The organism is Pseudoalteromonas phenolica (assembly GCF_005886345.1).
GTDB classification, from domain to species: domain Bacteria; phylum Pseudomonadota; class Gammaproteobacteria; order Enterobacterales; family Alteromonadaceae; genus Pseudoalteromonas; species Pseudoalteromonas phenolica_A.
Genome location: NZ_PNEC01000014.1, coordinates 124,383 through 145,976, shown reverse-complemented (window position 1 = coordinate 145,976; position 21,594 = coordinate 124,383). Strand labels below are relative to the sequence as shown.

The following is a 21,594-nucleotide window of genomic DNA, read 5'->3' as shown; positions in this document are numbered from 1 at the left end:
ATGTACTTCTTTCTAGGGCGGCTACCATAGCCGCCCGGTCCTTGATTAAGAGAATAGGTATTATAACTCTCTTAGTGCGCGCATCGGGTCGGCATTGATAATACGCCAAACAACCCAAGTAATGGCTGAGAGTACGATAGCAAGCAAGGCAAAACCAAACAAGCCCAGTGCAGTCCAAGAAAGTGCTGGCAAACTACTGTGGTTTTGCTGCAGCACACCGTAGCCAATACTTGATAACGCAATGGCAATGCCTGCGGCAATCAGCAATAAAGGGGTGATGCTTTGCAAAGTGTGCTTCAGTAATGATACTCGGGTTGCCCCTGTTGCCATTCTGATGGCCAGTTCAAAACGCTTCAATTCACTAAAACCAACCGCCATGGCATTTGAGCCAACAAAAGCCAGTAACAAGGTTAATACACATAAACCTGAAATAAAGTAAAAGCGAATGCGATCTTGCTCAATATGGTTGTCCCAAATTGATGCCAGTGAGTCAAACTTTAATTGCTTTATTTTTGGATGTGCACTTAACATGGCAGTTTCAAGCTCTGATTGCTTGAATGTTTGTCCCTCAGGCAACTGCATCATGATGAAAACTCCGGTATTTGCAGTATTTATAATAGGTGACATTAGGGTTGGGTAGCCTCGACCTTTGCTGACAAGGCTATAGTGATCGGCAATCACACCAATGATTTGTAAGGTACCTATTTGTTTGCCAATGGCTGATTCAATCGTACCATCCTTAGATAATTGCAATGCTAAAGGTTCATTAATAATGGCGACTTGCGCTAATGAAGTTTGTTCTTCTGCTGTTATGTTGCGACCCGCTAGTAACTTTAACCCAAACGCGTCGACATAATCTGCGCCAATGTTTTTGTACATATATGTGATTTGTTCGTTAGTATCTTCATCGAAATTCATCGAAATCATCATATTTGAACCAAATGGTTCACTTTGAGAGTCGAGAATTTTGAGTTGAGGTTGAACGTTTTGAGCTGCTGACGATAACTGTGCTTTGATATCTAGAATCTCTAAGTGAAGACGCTGCTCTTCAGCACGTCTTAGCTGTTCTTCTGAAGGTAGTGGGTCACCTTGTCCCTCGAAATCAACTTTTACCATCATAGTATTGCCTGGTGTAAAACCTAAATCGACGTTCACCTTGTTGTAAGTTGCTTCGGCTAAGAGGGCTGTACCTGTCATGATCAACGCGGCCGAGCTTAATTGTGCGATAAATAAAGCTTTTGTTAACGGGCTCATTTTGCCAGCATTCACCCCTTTGTTAGAGGTATTAATGTGTTGATTCAATGCTGTCGAGTCGCACTGAAATATGGCAGAAAGAGAGAAAACAGCATTGATGATCAAGACAATGAATATGGCTATACCCACAGTTACAAGATCTAAATTTACCAACGAAAGCATTTCAATATTGCCACCGCTGATGATAGGCAATGCACGAATAATCCAAGCACAGGCAAATAGGCCAACGAGCGCAGAGATTAAAAACAGTGGCAGGTTCTCTAAAAAGGCAATGATAAATAAGCGCTTTCTCGGAGAGCCTAGGCATAGGTGTGTGGCTAATTCTTGCTCGCGTTGTTGATAGTGAGACAAAAATAAGTTGAACAAATTTAAGCTCGCCATGAACAGCAATGCAGACACTGAGATAAATAGAAAAATAATCAGTGTGTTTTGATTTTTCATTAAATGTGCACGATAAAGCTCAACCTTGCTAGATGTGCCCATTTGCTCTAGCATGCCTTTGTAGCTTGCTAATTCAGTCTCGTATTTTGCGAATAAATGCTGCCAAAATTGGGTGAGCATTTCTTCGGTAAATACTTGATTTTGCGTTTTAATGAAGAGTTTATTTGAGCCGCCAAATTGGTTCGATGGGGTATCAGCTAAGTGACTTGATAAATCAAAAAACTGCCAAGTTTGCTGCGAAACGATATCATCCATACTATAAAACGAGCGAAAATCAACGAATACCCCACGGATAATTAGTTGCCTTCCTTCTAGCTCTAATTGTCGACCGACCACATTCGCGCTGCTGGCAAAGGCGTTACGCCACAAGCTTTCAGATATCCACACTGCACCCTCTTGATTACTCAAGTTTGGCATCTCACCAATCAATAGTGGTGTATTGGCAATCACCGTTTGAAAGTTATTTGAAGCTGTGAGCTTAGTAATGGCAAGGTTTTGATCGTTGACCTGTACAAAATTGGCCCGGGCGTGCAAGGTTGCAACCTCACCAATTTGCTTATAATAATCGGCAAATTCGGCGGCACCATGGCGGTTAATAATCGAGATTTTAAAGTCTTCAGAGACCTGTACCTGCCTATCAACATGATAAATATTTTGCTCGTCTTTGATGTCTGGTAAAGGCTTAAAAATTAGATTGCTGCTCATGGCAACGACGGTCAGCACGGCAGCTAAGGTCAAACTTAATGTGATCAGTACCGGTAGGGCTAACCTTGGTTTTGTGATCAGTCTTTGCACCCCGTGTGTCAGTGCGCGTTGGTAAATACTCATGCTACCGCCTCCTGCTGCTCGACTAAGACTTTGCCATCAAATAAACGAATTTGGCGTTTCGCCATACGACTATAACGTTCGTCGTGTGTCACCATGATAATGGTGGTACCTTGGCGGTTAAGCTCTAATAACAGTTGCATAACGGCATCACCATTTTGACTGTCTAGGTTACCGGTTGGCTCATCCACAAGTAGCAGATCGGGTTCACCTACTAAAGCGCGTGCAATCGCAACACGCTGTTGTTGTCCGCCAGAAAGCTGACTTGGCGTGTGATCTAAGCGACCTGTCATATTAACGGCGGCAAGCTGTTTTTCTACGGCGGATTTAATGTCTTTTTTGCTAGCGCCACGATGTTCAAGGGGCAATGCCACGTTTTCGAACACAGTTAAGCTATCGATCAAATTAAATGATTGGAACACATAGCCAATATGTTTGTTTCTGACTTGCGAACGCTGATCGACATTGAGGGTTTTTGTGTCTATGTCTGCCAATACGTATTGACCGTCAGATGCGGTATCAAGTAACCCTAAAATACTGAGTAATGTCGATTTACCACAGCCTGAGGGGCCAGAAATAGCAATGAACTCGCCTTCTTGAATTTGTAACGATACAGCTTGCAACGCATGCGTGTTTACTTGTCCTTGCTGATAGATTTTGTTGATGTTGTTAATGGTCACTAAAGTTTTCATGTGCGTTCCTTATAGTTTGTTGTTATCAAGCGCAAGTTGACTGAAATTATGCCACTGACTGAGATCAGATGTGATAACTATGTCACCGACTTGTAGGCCTGAGTGAATGAGAAGATATTGTTCGCTCAGCTCACCAAAGCGAACTTGCGTTTGTGTAAGCTGTGCTTGCTGCGCTGTTTTTTTGTAAAGCGGTTGCGTGCCTAAAGGCGAGAGGCCTGGGCGCTGTGCGATATAGAGCGCATTTTCAAGGTGCTCTAAAAACACTAAGGCATTAACTGGCTGTGCAGGACGTAAGTTAGCCGGCGCGCCTTCAGTAAAGTGCACTTCGGCAATGATAAAGCCGTTTTCAACCACTGAGCCGAGTTGTTGTACGGTGCCCGAAAATGCCCCTTGAGGATGTTTTAAGTTAACTTGCGCGCCCAGTTGTACGCGTTCAGCAAGACGTTGGGGAATATTAATGCGCGCCATTAACTGAGACTTAGAGCCAACACGTGCCATGGCCTGACCTTGAGATACGCGTTGCCCAAGTTCAATGTCGAGCTGCTGTAATGTGCCTTCGATGCCTGCTGTGACGGTGAGGTTCGCCACTTTATCGGCAATGAGTGTCACTTGTTTTTGCTGTTGATTAAGCTGTATTTGTTGTTGCTCAAGTTCAAGTTTGTGCATTTCTTGCTGCTTTTCGAAACGATATTGCGCGAACTGCAATCGTTTTTGCAGTTGCGATAAGCGTAGTTCAGCACGTTCTAATTCTATCTTGGCGGCGATCCCTTGTTGCGCGAGTCGCTGGTTTACATCTACATCGAGTTGTGCAGCCTGAATTTGGCTTTGCATATCGGCCAGATCGGCTTGAAAGTTCAGTTGCTCGTTTTGCTTTTGTAATTTAAATGCCGCGAATTCTGAATGCATACGCTCTAGCTGTGATTGGCTTTCAAAGAGTTGTTGATCAAGATCTGGATTACTTAACTTTGCGATGATGCTGGTTGGCGTGACTTCTGCACCTGCGCGTAAAAAGATTTCTGTAATCTGTGCGGTTTCGGGCGCACTGATCAAGCGCTCGTAGCGTGACGCATATTCTCCGAGCACAGGAATTTTAATATCAAGCGGTCCTTGCTGAACTGTGGCGGTTTCGAGCTCTGCGGTCTTTAAAGTTGGTATTGACGGGCTATTTAGCCAGAAAATTAGCAATGCAAAACTAATTAAACCCGCGGTTAGCCAAACATATTTATGTTGTTTGGGATTGCGTTGAGTGGTGGTCGAAATATCCATGTAAAACCTGCATATAAATAACTATGCTAAAGGTTAAGGAAGTCTTGTGCCAAAATTCAAAGTTTTTAATTATCAGTTGCTTACGGTTATTTTTGAGTGTTTTATAGGTGACGTATGTGCGGTAACGAACAAGGAGTGTTCGATTTCGGTCAACTCTGATTCAGCAGGTGGGTATTTACACCTTGTTGCATTTTAACTTGATAATGATTTTCGAATATTGGGACTAACAGCTATATTAGGAAGAGTTAAATTCTTAACAAGGTTGGGGTGAAATGTTTGTGTTGATTAAGACCTTACTTTTTAAATTGTTTAAACAGCAGGCCAGCAAAAAAGTGGCGGGCATTGTAGTTGAAAAAGCGATGCAACAAGGCATGGCATATATGGCGAAACGCGGCGAGCAGACAGAAGATGACACCATGTTACTTGCTGCGGCGTTAAACAGCTTGGCCAATAAAGGTTTAGAAGACGGCGTTTATCCACTTGAGTGTGGGCATAAGCGTTTTAATGTGACCATTCGAAACCAAGGTATTGTGGCTATTCAGCCGATCGAAGCCAGTAAAATGTAGTTGATCAAGTTTCATCTTAATTAGAACAGATAAATAAAAAGGCCAGCATGAACTTCGCTGGCCTTTTAACATCACAATGCAAACTGGATGATTAAGCGTCTAATGCTTTCTCGATTAGGCGTTTAATGTAAGCATGATGTGCTTTAGTGGCTGTATCAGCACCCCAAGGTGCACTCATGTCATTAATTTGTTGTAACTGATATAACGCTGCGGCTTTAGCAAGGTTGTCATATTTACTTGGTTTACCAAGGCCCGCAACTTTGATTAAGCGATTAACATATTCAACCTGTAGGTTTTGGCTGAATGTGCTTACTTCTTTGCTCTTCACAAAAATACCAGCGGTTAAATCAGTCATAAAGTCGTTTAACGCGTACTCATTACCGTATAGCGCCGTGTCAGATAAACGCTGTAACACATTTGGGTGTAACAGTTGGTTCAGCACTGACTTCTGCATGCCTAATACCATTTTGTGCGCCTTCGGATCTTCGTTCTTACCATAGTGGTTGAAGCCACGACGCTGTTGCTGCATGTAGTTATACAGAGGCTGCATGTTCGCCAATACGTTTGGTGCAAATACTTTGTCAGCAAGTGCTTGCATCGCTTCTTGTTGGCGCGCTAAAGGTACAGGTGTGAATGGTTTTACTTCATCAGCCGTGCCAACTACGTTACGCTCAACATATACGCCACCAATTTGACGAGAGATCACGTCAGCTTGGCGCTTATATTGGCCGAACAGTACATTTGTAGAGGTTAATAGTTGTTGGTGTGATTCGCCTTGTACACGTGCAGTGTCAGTTAGCTTGACTAGTAGGCTGTCGATAAGCTCCATGCGATCAACACCATAAGCCACTGGGTTAGATGATAAATCACCGATCATCACGCGTGGGTCAATGTGGCGACCTGGTGCACGCATATCGTCTGCGTCATTACCGAATGTTAGTTTTGGATCATTTGAGCGAGATAGAATTGCTTCAAGGCGTTTTTCTTCTGCATCAGATGTGCTTGCTGCAACGCTGTAGCCGTATTCAATTGCCCAATCATCGTAAGGACCCGGACGAGTTTGGAAGATATCGCCTTGTTTTTTACCAAGCGGCGCAATGTTCGCTGGTGCATAATCCATCACTGAACCAGTCACGATACCTTGTGTTAGATTCTTATCGTGTACTTCGTTTTCATCCCAGATGATAGACGACTTCATGTTGTGGTTAAGACCTAGTGTATGACCTACTTCGTGTAAGATAAGTTGTACAAGGGCTTGGCGAAGCATTTCTTTACGTTCGATGTCGCTGCCTGTTGATAGGCTGGCTGTCATCATTTCGCCTTGTAGCTCATGACCTAATGAACAGTTTATCGCATCATGTTCACCTAAATCGGCATTGCTGTGGCTCATCGCACCTTGGCTATAAAGCGTGTCGTAGATCCAGCGGTTCTTCATAAACACATACTCAAGCATGATGTCTGAACCTAAGATCTCGCCCGTTAATGGGTGCGCAAGTGCAGGACCGTAACCGCCGAAAGGAGGGCGAGGTGAAGAGGTCCAACGTAGCACATTGTAGTTAATGTCGCCGGCATCCCACTCTGCATCATCAGGTTGTACTTTTACAACCAATGCGTTTTTGAAACCGATTTTTTCAAATGCACTGTTCCAAGCCAAGACGCCGTCACGTACTGTGTCACGCCATTCAACCGGGGTAGTATTTTCAATCCACCATACGATTGGCTCTACAGGTTCAGATAATTCAGCATTAGGGTCTTTTTTCACTAAATCCCAACGCTTGATCACGTCATTGTACGGTGTCCAATCAGGTGATGTCATCACGTCGAATTGGTTAGTGAAATAACCGATGCGCGCGTCATCTTTACGTGGCTGATAATTGTTTTTAGGTAATGCAACAAAACTGTGTTGAACTTTGACAGACACAGAGCGTGGATCTGTGACTGCAGCAGAACCACGCACACTTGGGTTCGGGTTGCTAAATACATAATCAACAACAATGTCTAAGTTGTTTGAATATGGGCGCTGTTTGATGATACGAGATTTCTTGCTATCCAGCTTGCCAACGTTGAAGCGTTTGCTGGCATTTTTGTCACCAGCGCGCTTCCAAGGTGATATTTTATGTAGTGATTCACTTAAGAAGATTTTGTCGGCTTTAAATGCAATTTTACCATCTTCTTGTTTTGCAATTTTTACACTTGCCAGCACTGCTTCACTGATGTTTGCTTCGCTTGCACGTGCTAGCGCAGTGTTTTCTTCAAACTGGTAGCGTGGTGTTTTACTGATGATATCGATGCGGTTGAAATGCTGTCTAAATTCAATCAATTTAGTTTCACGGTAGCTGCCACGAACATGGCCTGCATCTGTGACACCATCAACGGTATGTGCAAAATAAACAAAAGGGGTATTTAATTGGCTTTCTTCTAAAACCAATAAGTGCTCACCCGTTTTCTTATCTTGGTAAAGCTCAAATACGCCTTTGAATGCGGTTTTGTTTTCAATCAGACTGGCAATGGTCTTTTCTTTTTTATCTTCTTTTTTCTTATCGGCAGCAATGGCTGCTTGGCTAGCAAAAGTCAGCGCTAACGCAATTGAAAGGGCAGTTTTTTTCATAAGTACGCGTATTCATTGTTATTAGAAGAAATCAGTGTACCTAATATCATTGTTATTGCTATTAAGTTGCGATGCGACACTTGCTTTTTTATTTAAAAAGCCATACCAAACAGTGTCTTATGTTTGTTTTGATTTTGTAACAGGGTATGAAAAGTCCAAATTTTAATAAATAGCGTATTAGCTGTAACAGATTCTTACAAATGTCACATTTTTCTTGGTATTAATCTTGTTAGTATAAAAAGTAGAGTAGGCTAGCAAATTTTTTAATAGGTGAAGTCGTTATGCAAACGAAGGTACTAAAATGGATATTCCCTTTCGCAGCTATTGTTGTTGGGATGATGGGCGCGAAGGGCATTAATGCTTTAGCAAATGAACCAGACGCAAAGGAACAAGTTGATACTCGTCCTGTTGTCGCTGTAGAAGCGGTTTCTTCACTAGATCACCAAGTTGTGATTAATAGTTATGGTGAAGTACAGCCTTTTGAAAGCACTAGACTTTCTGCGCAAGTGTCGGGCGAAGTGGTAGCTTGGCACGATAACTTTGTAACCGGTGGTATTGTCGCTAAGGGTGAAGTACTACTGAGTATAGAAAAAGACAATTATCAAGCAGCACTATTACAAGCCGAAGCTGAAGTCTCTCGTGCCGAAGCAAAGCTAATTGAAGAGCAAGCACTTGCCGATGTGGCAGCCGATGAGGCGAGACGCTTCCCGAATAAAAAGCACACCGATTTATTTCTACGTAAACCGCAACTCTTGAGTGCGAAAGCTGGGCTGAAATCAGCAAAGGCAGCGCTTAAACGTGCACAAAGAGATTTAGATAACTGCGACATTCTTGCCCCTTACGATGCATTAATTGTGTCACGTGATATTGGTTTGGGTCAGTTTGTAAATATGGGTAGCAGTGTTGCTCAGCTGAATAATATTGAGCATGCAGAAGTGGTCATTCCTATAGCTGGTTTCGACAGTGCGTTCCTGCCAGAGCGAATCGAAGGTCTAGATGCGACGATCACTCAAACGGGCTTAAATGGTTTTACCCGCTCTGCAAAAATCCACCGTGATTTAGGTGTGGTTGATAAAGCAACGCGTATGGTAAATCTGGTAGTTAGAATTGCAGATCCATATGGGTTACAGACGCAACAGCCACAAGTGAAGTTTGGCTCATACGTACAAGTAAACTTCTCTGGTAAAACGTTAAATAGCATCTACCGCTTGCCGCAAGATCTGGTCAATAACAACACCGTATGGTTGTTAAATAGCGAAGGCCAACTTGAATCTCGCAAGGTGCAGGTGATCCGTGAAGAAGGTGAATATTTCTACGTGAGCACAGGCCTGAAAGACAACGAAAAACTGGTAACTACTTTGCCTGAATACCCGCAAACAGGGATGTCGGTAAAAGTAGCTGGTTCAGATTCATCCAAAGCTGAAACCACAGACAAGCTTTAAGGAGTAGCAGATGAGTCAAGCTGAACTTGAAAAGCAAACCGGTTTAATTGCTTGGTTTGCGAAAAACTCGGTGGCGGCCAACTTATTGATGGTTTTCATCATCATTATTGGTTTGTACACCTATAACACCATTCAAAGACAGATGTTTCCGAATGTAGAGATTAACTACATTACTGTTGCGGCAAACTACCCTGGTGCTTCACCGCAAGAAATCGAAGAAAGTATTCTGATGAAGATTGAAGAGGCCTTGAAAGATGTCACTGAAATCAAAGAAGGGGTGTACCGCGCAAACCGAAATGGCGGTAGCGCGACATTAGAAATCGATCCTGACGTTGAACTAACTGACGTGTTAGATAAGGTAAAATTGCGTGTCGATGGCATTGCGACTTTCCCTGCAGCGATGGAGCCGGTCACCATTAATCAAATTGAATTTCAGCAGCAAGTGATACAAATGACTTTGTCGGCTGATTTACCACTAACTGAATTGAAGCCGATGGCCAAACGCATCGAAGATGAGTTATTGCAACTTAACAACGTGTCGTTGGTTGATGTGAATGTGCCTTTAGATGAGATCGCTATTGAGATAAAACCAGACATGCTGCGTCAATACGGTTTAACTATTAATGAAGTGGCAAGCACTATTCGCAACTACTCTGCTAACTTTTCAGCAGGTCAGCTACGAACTGACTCAGGCATAATTTCAGTACGTATTGAAAACCAATCTTATAACGGTGACGAGTTTCGTCAACTACCGGTAAAAATTGGTGCACATGGTGGTCAAGTACTTTTACGTGATATTGCAGTCATCAAAGACGAATTTACTGAAGGCGAGCGCTACTTCAAATTAAACGGAAAGAATGCGGTATTTATTTCTGTTAAGGCAACCAAAGAACAAAACATGGTGCCGGTTGCTGAATCAGTTAAAAAGTTTATTGAACTCAAGAATCAAGAGTTACCAGCTGGTGTTGAATTGGATTCCATTGTTGATATGACCTATTACTTAAATGGTCGTCTAAACATGATGAAGACTAATCTACTACAAGGTATGTTCTTAGTGACCCTAATGCTGTTCTTATTTTTAAGATTTAAGTTGGCAATGTGGGTAACCATTGGTATTCCAGTATGTTTTCTGGGGGCAGTTATGTTGATGCCAGTGCTGGGTATTACCATTAATGTGACCTCATTATTTGCCTTCATCATGGTACTGGGTATCGTCGTTGATGATGCAATCGTAATCGGTGAGAGCGCTTACACAGAAGTAGAAAAAAAAGGCTCAGGTGTCCACAACGTTATTGTGGGTGCAAAACGCGTTGCGACGCCTGCAACTTTTGGTGTACTAACCACCATGGCTGTATTTGCACCACTTATGTTTTCTACGGGTCCAGAAAGTGCCAACTTTATTAATATTGCCGGAGTAGCATTGCTGTGTCTATTCTTCAGCTTGATTGAATCTAAATTAATACTGCCTGCGCATATCGCTGCGATTAAGTTCAAGCCGCTTAAAGAAGATAGCTGGCGTCATAAGTTCAATACTAAGTTCTTTGGGTTTGTGAATGGGCCTTACCGTCGTTTCGTCACACTTTGTGTAGAGTGGCGTTGGACTGTTTTATGTGCCTTTATTGGTATGTTTATCGCCAGTATCGCTTTGAGTAGCAGCGGTATGTTGCGCACTCTGTTTTTACCAAAGATCCCGCATGATTTCCCTAGCATCAATATCACGATGAATGACAACGTGTCGGATGAGCAAACCATTGAGGCATTGAAAAAGCTTGAGACTGTGGTGCTGAATGTCGATAAGCAAGTTCAGCAGGAGTATGGTGTCTCAATGTTGCGTGATGTCATGGTGTTTAATGAAGGTCGAACTGAGGGTAAGTTACTCGCCCCGCTGGTAGATGAAGAAGAACGCCCGTTTAACACTTTCGAACTAACGCGTCGTTGGCGTGAGCAACTCCCTGAAATTGCAGGTATGAAGTCTATCCAAATTGAAGATGAAGTAATCAATATGGGCCAAAATGGTGACTTCGGTTACTTATTATTTGGTTCTGACATAGATACGTTGAATTCGGCTGGTCGTCGATTGATCAGCATGCTGCAAGCTGAAAAAGGCGTCTTTGATGTGAGTTCAACCATTGATCCTGCCAGTAAAGAGATCCAGTTAGCTCTCAAACCGGTTGCTTATGAGTTGGGTTTAACTCTACGTGATATAGGTTCTCAAGTGGGTGCAAGTTTTTACGGTGGTGAAGCGCAGCGCGTGATCCGTAATGGCGAAGAAGTGCGCGTTATGGTGCGCTACCCTAAACTGACTCGTGAGGCATACTCTTCATTGAAGCATACCGTGATAAAAACGCCCCAAGGGCGTGAAGTGATGCTAGGTGATGTGGCTGAGATCTCTGAAAAACCGGGTATCAGTTATATTCGTCGTGAAGACGGTTACCGTACTGTTTATGTCTACGGCAACATCGATGAAGAGGTCGTAGAACCTAATGCTGTTACCAAGCGCATTGATGATGAAATATTACCTGAGCTTATTAAGATGTTCCCGTCTGTTAAAACTAAGCTAGGTGGTGCGATTGAAGAGCAGCAAGCCCAAACCAATGAGCAAATCGTATTTTTCATAATTGGTATGCTACTGGTTTATATATTACTGGCAATTCCGCTTAAAAGTTACTCTCAGCCACTGATTGTTATGTCTGTTATTCCGTTTAGCTTGGTCGGAGCGTTATGGGGCCATCTTGCATTTGGCTTAGATTTAAGCTTGTTTTCACTTTACGGGATCATTGCCGCAGCGGGGGTTGTTATCAATGACTCGCTAGTAATGACTGATTTTGTAAACCAATCTCGTAAAGCGGGTCACTCAATAAAAGAAGCGGTAATTGAAGCGGGTTGTGCAAGATTTCGTGCAATCACACTGACATCAATTACAACGTTCGTGGGTGTATTGCCTATCATGTTTGAAACCAGCTTACAGGCTATGTTTGTTATTCCAATGGCTGTTTCACTAGGTTTTGCTGTTGTGTTTGCGACGTTAATTACACTATTACTTGTACCATGTTTATATATCATACTAACTGATATCGGCAATGTTTTCGGTAAGGGTGGAAGCTTGATTAAGCGTGCTGGTAGTTCGCTTAAGCCTAAAGGTAAAGTGCAAAATATCTAATACCCAAATTTAGAAAGTATTCAGGCCAGTATTTGCTGGCCTTTTTTATGCAGAACATACAATTTAATTAAAAAGCATTAATTTATTTCTGCTTTATAGTTAAAAGGTTGAGTTAAGGGGGTTGCTAGCTATAATTTAGGTTCGATTTTTATTTTGAGATAATTATGTTTAGGCGCCCATTGATACTTGATGAATGGCAACAGATATCAGTATTAAAACAGAATCGTCAATTATATGTTGGCGACAATGTTACTGCGCACTTTTTCACTCAAGAAGGTGAAGTCGAAGCGTTGCAGCTCAATTTGAATATCGCTTATAACGCAATGCAAACATCGCAGTATTGGACGCGAGAGCTAGCAAGTCTCATTAATTTTCATCTCCCCCTTGTTAAGGTGGGTAAAAAAGCTTTGTTGGGTTGGGAGGTAGGCTATGGAGAACTTCCTATTTTTAGCCACCCAAGTAGTGGTATTACCCAGTTTGAACTCAGTTATCAATGCACTGCTAAAGCGAAGGCGCAAAGTAGTGAAGCACACACGCAAAACATCTATCCTCAGCAACCGCAAAACTATCAGCCAGGTACTAAAGTGTGGCATCAAGGTACAGGGCGTTATTACAAGTGCAAAGCTTGGCCATTTAGTGAGTATTGTCGCGATATCAGCGGTGACTTTGAACCTGGTGTTGGCTCTTTCTGGGAAATGGCTTGGGAAGTGTGTTAATTATCTAACTTATGTAGAATAACTCGTAATCTTTTCACATATTTAGACTGTGTTACACTGCTGCTAATTAACTTATTTAAGGAAAGGCAAGTGAGTCAGTCTATTTCAGCCCCAATCGCAAAAAAAATCCCCCATGTTTTAGAGACGCATGCAGAGCAACGCGTCGATAACTATTATTGGATGCGCGACGATAATCGCCAAGATCCAGAAATACTGGCGCACTTAGAGGCTGAAAATGACTATCTAAAAGCGGTAATGGCACCTCACGATGCTTTAAAAGATCAACTGTTTGAAGAAATGAAAGGGCGCATTGTAAAAGACGACAGCTCAGTGCCAGTAAAGGATGGTAAATACTGGTATATGAGTGAAGTTGCAGGTGACAACGAATATGCGTTTCACTATCGAGCAGACAATGCCGAGATGCAAAACAAGCAGTTGCTGCTGGATGTCAATGAACTTGCTGCGCCATACGAGTATTATGATATTGGTGATATGGCGGTCAGCCAAAACGATGAACTAATGGCCTATAGCGAAGATACTGATGGCAGACGTATTTATAAAGTTAAGTTTATCAACTTAGATAGCGGCGAATATCTGTCTGATGAGTTAGAAAATACCGAAGGCCAAGTGGTGTGGGCCAATGATAATCGTACGGTTTTTTATGTAAAAAAAGACCTACAAACTCTACTAGGTTTTCAAGTGTTCAGACATGTTCTGGGTACGCCTCAATCAGATGACGTGCTCGTTTATGAAGAGCAAGATCGTCAGTTTTATATGGGCTTAGGAAAAAGTCGTGACGATAGCCAGATCTATATTTATCTAGCAGCAACCGAAACATCAGAGCAATGGGCGCTCGATGCTAATAATCCGGAACAGGCATTTGAGTTATTGTGCCCGCGTTTAGAAGGCCATGAGTTTGGTATTGATAAGTTTGCAGAGCAGTACTTCATTGTCTCTAACCACCAAGCAAAAAACTTTAAGCTCTGTACAGCAAAGCTAGAAGATATCGCTGATATTGCAAAGTGGCAGACACAGATTACACACAGAGAAGACGTACTGATTGAAGGGTTAGAGCTTTTCAATAGCCACTATATTGTGACTGAGCGTTGTTTAGGGCAAACACGTTTTGTCGTACATGACTATCAGGGCGGCAGCCATACGTTGGCATTTAATGATGTGTGTTATAGCGCGCATATGGGCAATAACCCCGAGCCAGAATCAACTGCGGTGCGCATTCATTATTCAAGTCTGACTACGCCGAGTAGCGTGTATGAATGCGACCTAGCCACAGGTGAAAAGCAGTGCTTAAAGCAGCAGCAAGTACTCGGTGGTTTTTCAGCGGATGACTATGCCTCTGAGCGCTTACACATTACGGCGCGAGATGGCGTTAAAGTGCCTGTCTCTTTGGTATATAAAAAGTCATTATTCAAAAAAGATGGCTCTAATCCTATGCTGCAGTATGGCTATGGCGCTTATGGCATCACCATAGATCCAAACTTCTCGAGTAATACCCTGAGCTTATTAGACAGAGGGTTTGTTTATGCCATAGCGCATATTCGCGGCTCTGAAATGTTAGGTCGAGAATGGTACGAGCAAGGCAAAAAAGCCCATAAACAGAACTCATTTAATGACTTTGAAGATGTGACCCGTAGCCTTGTTGAACAAGGTTATGTTGATGCGCATAAAGTCTTTGCTTCTGGTGGCAGCGCGGGCGGTTTGTTAATGGGTGCTGTGGTAAACCAAGCGCCACAATTGTATTTAGGGGTAGGATGTCACGTGCCATTTTTAGATGTGCTCACGACCATGCTTGATGAGTCAATCCCGCTTACAACGAATGAGTATGACGAATGGGGTAATCCAAATAACGAAGCTGATTATCAAACCATAAAAGCATATTCACCGTACGATAACCTGAAGCAGCAAGCCTATCCAAATATATTAGTCACAACGGGTCTACACGATTCGCAAGTGCAATATTGGGAGCCGATGAAGTGGGTTGCGAAATTACGTGAAACTAAAACAACAGACTCTTTATTGTTATTCAGAACTGATATGGGTTCTGGCCATGGCGGCGCAAGCGGTCGCTTTAAACGCTTAGAAGAAATAGCGCTAGAGCAGGCATTTTTTATTAGCCTGCTTGAACAGGCGTCTTGATAAGACGCTATACTTTTAAATGTCTAAGACGGGCTGTGACCTTAACAGCCCTGTTTTAATAGGGGTAAAGATGAAGTTTAAAGCACACGGTTTATGGCGTGTTCATATTGAAAATGCGACGATTTATATTGCGTTGAAAGGTGGATTCAACCGCGAAGGGGTGATTGATTTTCAAAATGATATTATTAAGCGTGTTATGTCAGAGCCAACACCTTGTGACAGTGCTGTACTGAATTTATCTGAATTTGAAATGAGTACCTCAGATAGTTTGGAGGCAACTAAAGAGTATTTCGAAGGGGTAAAGCAACGAGGCTATAAATGGGTCGACTATATTGGTGTGAATCCAATCGCTGAGCATTTATTGAAGCAGTTGTGGCAAGGGGCAAAAACTCAGCTGAGCTTTTACCCCGATGAACAGACCTACTTAGCCCATAAACCTGAGCATCAACAAGCTCTGGCTGTGTTATCCCAAATACGCTTTGAGCATCCACACTAGCTTTTCTTGTTCTTTAATATAGTCGCTCATTAGAGCGGCTGTACCTTCATCTTCTGCGTCACTTGCCACACCTAAAATCTCGCGCTGCTGTTTTAATAATAGCGTGAAGCCATTCAGTAATGTTGTCACCGCGTCATTACCATCTGCGATGTTTTTCGCTTCCTGAATGTCAGCACGCTCAAGATAATCACTAAATGCATGTAGTGGCTGGCCACCTATGGTTAAGATACGCTCCGCTAGCTCATCTACTTTTAACAATAATTGGTCATAAATTTCTTCGAACTTTAGGTGCAGCTCAAAAAAGTTTTTGCCTTTGATATTCCAATGAAAACCACGCGCATTCATGTATTGAATTTGGTAATTACTTAATAAGCCATTTAGTTTTACTGCTAGGTCTTCACTTGCTTGTGTTGATAAACCGATATCGCTGAACTGTGTCATGTTATTTACTCCTGTTGTTTGCATGGGAGTAAGTATGGGGTATGTGCTTTGATTGGTCTAACGGGATAAAACAATAACTGTAATTCAAAAAAGCGATTGATTAGGTGTTATTAATCTATGGAATAAAGCTTGCCAACATTAGCTGGTTTGTTTGCTTTTTGACCTGAAAATTGATTTATCACAAGTTGGTGATAGGGGGTATAAATACTAGAAATAGAACTTGATTTAGGTCAATAATCACGCAGGTATGACGCGCATAATGACTCTGTAAACAGACAAAAATCAATGGGTGTCATCATGGAACTAAAAACACAATCTCAACATAAAGCAGAAATCACCGTTGTCGTTATCGCGTTACTGGCATTTGTAGTCGGTCTTGTTGGCCATTTAGCAGGTGCAAGCTTCGCAAACTCAGATGCGTTTGGGTATATTGCTGCGCCAATCCCACTGATCACAGGTATTATCGCATTTGTGGCTTATAAAATTGCTGAAAAAGGCGATCACTAAATAAGCGTTTAAGTCACTCTGAATCAGTTAGAAGTGACAATACATAGTCGGTGACTTTGCGTGAATAAATCATACTGGTATGGCTAACATGAAATACTCTGTGCTCTGCCATACCTTGTAGTTTTGTTTCTTCCAATAATACTGTGCCATCAGAGCTACTGCCTTTTTGCAAAATGGGCATCAGCCCCAAAGGTAAATCACCAGCAATGCTGTAAAGCCTTGCCTTGTAAGGCCAATCTTGGTTGTCTGAGACCAAAAACTCCACACTGTTTTTTAAAAAGACATCGAGCCCTTTTTCATGCATCTGTTTGGCAAACGTGCTGCCTTTGTGGGGGGTGCCTAACGTGATGACTTTCTCAACCTGCTCACTGGTTGCTGAGTGGTTATCTAAATAAGCGCGCGCGATTAATCCGCCCATTGAGTGGCAAACTAGCGCAGCGCTATCATTACCAATAAAGTCATCGATTTGAGAGAAGATCTCTGATTTATCAGGGCTAAGGGTATTGTAAGTAAGATTTAAAATCTCAAATTGATGTTTCTTAAGCTTGTTGCACAATGGCTGCATCACGAAGCCAGACATATAAAGCCCATGCAAAACGATGATTTTATGTATTGCCATTGTGCCTCCAATTTAAGTCTTCCCTGTTTCGTCGAGCATACTTTAACAAGTGAAACTGAGCCGGCGCTTAATTAATCGTTGAAAACCAATTACAGTTTAAATTTTACCAATGATGATCACTATTTCCAGATGGTTGGGATAATGTGCACACTTTGTTCTTCATCGCTTACCCAAATTTCACCATCTTGCACTGTCACGGTTAAATTCATGCCACGTTTTGCCATCGTCGCAAGTTGTGATGTTGCTTCATACGGTAAACTGATAACCGATAGATTATCGTGGCTATAAAGCTTAGGTTGATTCTTTTGCCACCAAATCTCTTGGTTATTTTCACCATAGCAATATAGCACCACATCTCTAGCACGATTACAGGCTTTCTTAACGCGCTTTTCATCAGGTAAACCTAGCTCGATCCAAAGTTCAATCTCTTCATTATAGTTTTTTAACCAAACTTCAGGCTCATCATCAGCACAAAGCCCTTTGGTGAATTCCAAACGTTCTTGGTAGTGAAGCGCAAATGCTAAAATGCGGATCATCAAGCGCTGTTCATTTTCAGATGGGTGTTGCGCCACCGTTAGAGAGAGAGTTTCGTATACGTGTTTATCCATATCGCTCAAAGCGAGTTGCGCTTTGATGATGGTCGATTTTAAAGCCATTATCTTCGTTCATGCTAATAAGAATGGCAGCAGTATACATGAGCAAACACGATTAAATACGATTTTATCAACGAGGTTGCTTAGTGTTTTTGCTGATTTTTGCGTAAAATAGCGCAATAAATTTTTTCGAACAGAATTTAGGAGCGCAAGTATGGCCATTCAGTGGTTTCCTGGGCATATGAATAAGGCTCGCAATGAGATTAAAGAGATCATGCCGCAAATGGATGTGATTATCGAAGTTTTAGATGCGAGGATCCCGTATAGCAGTGAAAACCCAATGGTGTCTGCGCTTCGCGGTGATAAGCCGGTCATCAAAATCATGAACAAAGCAGACTTGGCTGACCCTGAGCTTACCAAGCAGTGGATGGACTATTTTGAACAAGAAAGTGGTGTAAAAGCCATTGCGTTTGGTCATGATAAAGGTGCCGAAGTTGCTAAAGTCAATGAGCTGTGCAAGAAGCTAGCCCCACATAAAGTGGGTGCAGATAAGCAGCTAAAAGCCATGATCATGGGTATCCCGAATGTGGGCAAGTCGACTTTAATTAACCACCTTGCTGGTCGTATCGTGGCGAAAACCGGTAATGAACCCGCGGTGACCAAGTCTCAGCAGCGTATTCGACTTGAAGATGGCATCATGCTGTATGACACTCCAGGCATGCTATGGCCAAAAGTTGAAAATGAAAACTCGGGTTATCGTCTAGCGGCGACAGGTGCTGTAAAAGATACGGCGATGAATTACGAAGAAGTTGCCAGCTTTACCGCTGAATACTTACTGACTGCCTACCCTGAGTTATTACAGTCACGTTATAAAATTGATGAATTACCGGAGCAAGATTGGGAGTTTGTCGAAATGGCGGGCCGTAAGCGTGGTTGTATTCGCGGTGGTAACCAAGTTGATACCCATAAGATGTCTGAAATCTTAATCAATGAGTTACGAGATGCCATTATTGGTCGCATCACCATGGAAACACCTTCGATGCGTGATGAAGAAGAAATTATGGTTGCTGAGCTGCGTGCTGCAGCTGAAGCAAAAAAAGCCGCAAAAGAGGAAGAGAAAAAACTACGCAGAGCAAGAGCGCGTAAGAACCGCCGCTAAAACTCTCACGTATATTGCAGACATAAAAAAAGCCCGTGCAGGGCTTTTTGTGTTTCATATCTACCGTCACCGATATGAGCAATGTAGCAAGTAAAATGTGTTTGGAGAAAAGTGAAGATATCGCGAGGGGCGTTGCGATATCTCACTCCCTACCATGGCTTTAACGTGGCAACACGTGTTTCGGGTCGAGAAACAAATTAGAGTAAAGTAACAAAGTAAGCCGTCAATCTCGCCTTGTTGAGATTGATTATCAATTAGATTATTGAATGTGTCAATAGCCTTTTTGAAAATAATTCTCATTTATTTTTAGGTGGCTGAATTCGGGAGTTACAGGCATAAAAAAAGCCCAATTATGGGCTTTTTGACTTTTCATATCTACCGTCACCGATATGAGCAATGTAGCAAGTAAAATGGGTTTGGCCGCCAACACATGATAACAAGGGGCGCGTTACAGTGTGTTATTGGCCAATGCTGTTAACGTGTTTGCATCACGAATTCTGGGTCGAGAAACAAGATTCAGTAGCGTGCTTTCTTGTTGAGATTGATTATCAGTTAGATTGTTTAGTGTGTCAATAAATATTTGAAAATAATTCTCATTTAGATCTTTCGTTATGAAAACACAAAATTTAGACATAAAAAAAGCCCTATTAAGGGCTTTTTGACTTTTCATATCTACCGTCACCGATATGAGCAATGTAGCAAGTAAAATAAGTTTGGTCGCCAGCTTAATCTAACAGGGGCGTGTTATTTTTGGCTTTTGACCAGTGCTGTTAACGTGTTTGCGTCACGAATTCTGGGTCGATAAACAAGATGAAGTTGTGTGTTATTTCGTCTTGTTGAAATTGATTATTAGTTAGCTTTTGATTTGTGTCAACATCTATTTGAAAATAATTCTCATTTACTTCTTGATTTGTTATTTCTGTGCTGTTCACATCGTTTTTCTTCCTTTCGAACAAATAATCGCTCATGCAAAACTTTTTACAATGTAATCTGTAACTAGGTTTGGTACTTAAGTTATCAAAAGGTATGCTGATTGCGGTAGCAATCACTAAGGAGCTAAAAATGAAATGGTTATTAGTAATAGTGAGTTTATTAATGAGTGCAACGACAATCGCAATGGATAAATGGCGTGGCTTATTAGAAATACAGCCGGGTGTATATTTAACTTTAGGATTCAATGTTGACGTTAACGCAAATGCTGTGACGCTAGATAGTCCTAATCAAGGTGCATTTGGCAAAGTGCCAACAGAGTTTTCAGTATCAAAAACGCATTTATCTTTTAAAGATAAGCAACTTCAAGCTGAGTTTACCGGTGAAGTAAAAGGGAACAAATTAGTTGGCACCTTTACACAAGGTCGAGCAATGCCTGTAACCCTGCAGCGCCTTAGCGAGCAAGATCTAACGCAGCTAAAATATGAAGGCGCTTATACTGGTGAGCTTGATATTAATGGTAAACCTTTGCCTCTTGTGGTTCAGGTGGCTGTGATTCATGGTGGCTTTTATACCTCATTAGATAGCCCTGCTCAGCAGAGTTATGGTATTCCCATGACGGAGTTTGCAATTAATAATGATGAAATGACGTTTAAATCGAAAATGATCAGTGCAAGTTTTTCTGGCAAATTCAGCGAACAAGGTTACAAGGGGAAGTTTGTACAAGGCTTTGAGATGCCGCTTACCTTGAAAAAAAAACAGCTATAAATAACGACAAGCAGGTAGAAATAAAGCTGAGCCAGCTTCAGGCTCAGTTGCCTGACATCTTTGTAGACATAAATGCCGCAATTATTGTGCTTAAAGGTGATGAGCAAGTGTTTTACCTGCATGGGGAGCCAGTTAACAAGTCGAGTTTGTTTGAAATAGGATCAGTGTCAAAACCGCTGTTTGCCTTGTTAGCAAGCCAGCTGGTGACAGAGCAAGCATGGTCACTTGATATGCCTGTTGCTCAGTTACTAGATAAACAATATCGTCATCATAATTATTCTCTTCAGCAATTATTGACCCATCGTTCTGGTCTGCCTAGATTACCCAGTAACTTAACCCCCATCAGCATGGATGACCCATATGCTCTATTTGGAGATGAAGCCCTTGCAGAAGCACTAAGCGCAAGCAATTCAGCCCCCGGGGTGTTTGAATATTCCAATTATGGTTATGGCTTACTCGGTTGGTTAATGGCTGAAAACTTCAAAGTGTCACAGTCTCATATGGTTGAAAAGTATTTATTTGATAACTTAGAAATGGATCATGCGCAGCTAGCGATAACAGGTTCTAAGCAAACTAAACTGAGTGGTCAGGACTATTATGGTGATAAGGTACCTAATTGGCACTTTGATAGCCTAGTTGGAGCCGGTGGTGTGTTAGCGTCACCACAAGATATGGCAAATTGGATCAGTGCATATTGGCTATCGCCGGAAACTAACCCCACATTGGCCAAGTCAATTAACAACAGTTTGGCTCATTTAAATGATGACATGGCTTATGCTTGGCGAGTAGGGCAGCAAGGTCAATATTTTCACGGAGGACGAACGGCTGGCTTTAGTACTATGGTGGTATTTAACCCTAAAAAACAGGTTGCTGTGATCACTATGGTTGCGGGTGAGCGTGATGCAGGCAAAATAGCGATGACACTCTTTGAGCAGTTGCAAAATAAAGATAAATAAA

General features: G+C 42.2%; 18 protein-coding genes. 10 read left to right on the top strand and 8 right to left on the bottom strand.

The features are described from left to right. Window positions 1–60: 60 nt before the first annotated feature. From CWB72_RS08140 to CWB72_RS08130, 3 genes are read right to left on the bottom strand one after another with little or no spacing between them, the layout of a single operon-like run. Window positions 61–2,523: an ABC transporter permease gene (locus CWB72_RS08140; RefSeq protein WP_138630479.1), complete on the bottom strand. Its 2,463-nt coding sequence runs from the start codon at window positions 2,521–2,523 to the stop codon at window positions 61–63. Next, window positions 2,520–3,212 (bottom strand): ABC transporter ATP-binding protein, encoded by a 693-nt coding sequence (locus CWB72_RS08135; protein ID WP_138567612.1) that lies wholly within the window; start codon window positions 3,210–3,212, stop codon window positions 2,520–2,522. The genes CWB72_RS08140 and CWB72_RS08135 overlap by 4 nt, the downstream gene beginning before the upstream one ends. A gap of 9 nt (window positions 3,213–3,221) precedes the next feature. Further along, on the bottom strand, window positions 3,222–4,478 hold the full coding sequence (locus CWB72_RS08130; protein WP_138630477.1) for an HlyD family secretion protein: 1,257 nt from the start codon (window positions 4,476–4,478) through the stop codon (window positions 3,222–3,224). 272 nt (window positions 4,479–4,750) lie between these two features. Here CWB72_RS08130 and CWB72_RS08125 point away from each other — a divergent pair, with 272 nt between their 5' ends. Further along, window positions 4,751–5,044: a hypothetical protein gene (locus CWB72_RS08125; RefSeq protein WP_138630475.1), complete on the top strand. Its 294-nt coding sequence runs from the start codon at window positions 4,751–4,753 to the stop codon at window positions 5,042–5,044. 91 nt (window positions 5,045–5,135) lie between these two features. Here CWB72_RS08125 and CWB72_RS08120 read toward each other — a convergent pair whose 3' ends face one another. Next, a complete protein-coding gene (locus CWB72_RS08120; protein ID WP_138630473.1) occupies window positions 5,136–7,652 on the bottom strand; it encodes a zinc-dependent metalloprotease in 2,517 nt (838 codons plus the stop codon). A gap of 281 nt (window positions 7,653–7,933) precedes the next feature. Here CWB72_RS08120 and CWB72_RS08115 point away from each other — a divergent pair, with 281 nt between their 5' ends. The 5 genes from CWB72_RS08115 to CWB72_RS08095 all read left to right on the top strand — a co-directional run bounded on the left by CWB72_RS08115 (window position 7,934) and on the right by CWB72_RS08095 (window position 15,620). Next, window positions 7,934–9,094, top strand: a complete 1,161-nt coding sequence (locus CWB72_RS08115) for an efflux RND transporter periplasmic adaptor subunit (RefSeq protein ID WP_138630471.1) — start codon at window positions 7,934–7,936, stop codon at window positions 9,092–9,094. 10 nt (window positions 9,095–9,104) lie between these two features. Beyond that, on the top strand, window positions 9,105–12,254 hold the full coding sequence (locus CWB72_RS08110; RefSeq protein WP_138630469.1) for an efflux RND transporter permease subunit: 3,150 nt from the start codon (window positions 9,105–9,107) through the stop codon (window positions 12,252–12,254). A 164-nt stretch (window positions 12,255–12,418) separates the two neighbouring features. Continuing rightward, a complete protein-coding gene (locus CWB72_RS08105; RefSeq protein ID WP_138630467.1) occupies window positions 12,419–12,970 on the top strand; it encodes a hypothetical protein in 552 nt (183 codons plus the stop codon). A 90-nt stretch (window positions 12,971–13,060) separates the two neighbouring features. Continuing rightward, window positions 13,061–15,124 (top strand): S9 family peptidase, encoded by a 2,064-nt coding sequence (locus tag CWB72_RS08100; RefSeq protein ID WP_138630465.1) that lies wholly within the window; start codon window positions 13,061–13,063, stop codon window positions 15,122–15,124. Between the two features lie 70 nt (window positions 15,125–15,194). Continuing rightward, entirely contained in the window at window positions 15,195–15,620 is a 426-nt protein-coding gene (locus CWB72_RS08095; protein WP_138630463.1) for a hypothetical protein, read from the top strand. On the opposite strand, the gene CWB72_RS08090 is transcribed toward CWB72_RS08095, so the two are convergent. Next, window positions 15,588–16,061 (bottom strand): Dps family protein, encoded by a 474-nt coding sequence (locus CWB72_RS08090; RefSeq protein WP_130255401.1) that lies wholly within the window; start codon window positions 16,059–16,061, stop codon window positions 15,588–15,590. The two genes, CWB72_RS08095 and CWB72_RS08090, sit on opposite strands and share 33 nt — an antisense overlap. Before the next feature lie 297 nt (window positions 16,062–16,358). On the opposite strand from CWB72_RS08090, the gene CWB72_RS08085 reads away from it, so the two are divergent. Then, a complete protein-coding gene (locus CWB72_RS08085) occupies window positions 16,359–16,568 on the top strand; it encodes a hypothetical protein (RefSeq protein ID WP_138477677.1) in 210 nt (69 codons plus the stop codon). 13 nt (window positions 16,569–16,581) lie between these two features. On the opposite strand, the gene CWB72_RS08080 is transcribed toward CWB72_RS08085, so the two are convergent. Continuing rightward, the gene (locus CWB72_RS08080; RefSeq protein ID WP_138630461.1) at window positions 16,582–17,187 is read right to left on the bottom strand and encodes an alpha/beta fold hydrolase; all 606 of its coding nucleotides are present in this window, start codon (window positions 17,185–17,187) and stop codon (window positions 16,582–16,584) included. Between the two features lie 119 nt (window positions 17,188–17,306). Continuing rightward, window positions 17,307–17,843 carry a YaeQ family protein gene (locus tag CWB72_RS08075; RefSeq protein ID WP_138630459.1) on the bottom strand — a complete coding sequence of 179 codons (537 nt, stop codon included), beginning with the start codon at window positions 17,841–17,843 and terminating at the stop codon, window positions 17,307–17,309. A 151-nt stretch (window positions 17,844–17,994) separates the two neighbouring features. Here CWB72_RS08075 and ylqF point away from each other — a divergent pair, with 151 nt between their 5' ends. Further along, window positions 17,995–18,939, top strand: a complete 945-nt coding sequence (gene ylqF, locus CWB72_RS08070; RefSeq protein WP_138630457.1) for a ribosome biogenesis GTPase YlqF — start codon at window positions 17,995–17,997, stop codon at window positions 18,937–18,939. 770 nt (window positions 18,940–19,709) lie between these two features. Here ylqF and CWB72_RS08065 read toward each other — a convergent pair. Beyond that, complete coding sequence (locus CWB72_RS08065) at window positions 19,710–19,907, bottom strand: hypothetical protein (RefSeq protein WP_138630455.1); 198 nt, start codon at window positions 19,905–19,907, stop codon at window positions 19,710–19,712. A 94-nt stretch (window positions 19,908–20,001) separates the two neighbouring features. Here CWB72_RS08065 and CWB72_RS08060 point away from each other — a divergent pair, with 94 nt between their 5' ends. Together CWB72_RS08060 and CWB72_RS08055 are read left to right on the top strand one after the other, a co-directional pair. After that, window positions 20,002–20,637: a hypothetical protein gene (locus CWB72_RS08060; protein WP_138630453.1), complete on the top strand. Its 636-nt coding sequence runs from the start codon at window positions 20,002–20,004 to the stop codon at window positions 20,635–20,637. 47 nt (window positions 20,638–20,684) lie between these two features. After that, on the top strand, window positions 20,685–21,593 hold the full coding sequence (locus tag CWB72_RS08055; protein WP_171037244.1) for a serine hydrolase domain-containing protein: 909 nt from the start codon (window positions 20,685–20,687) through the stop codon (window positions 21,591–21,593). Window position 21,594: the final 1 nt, after the last annotated feature.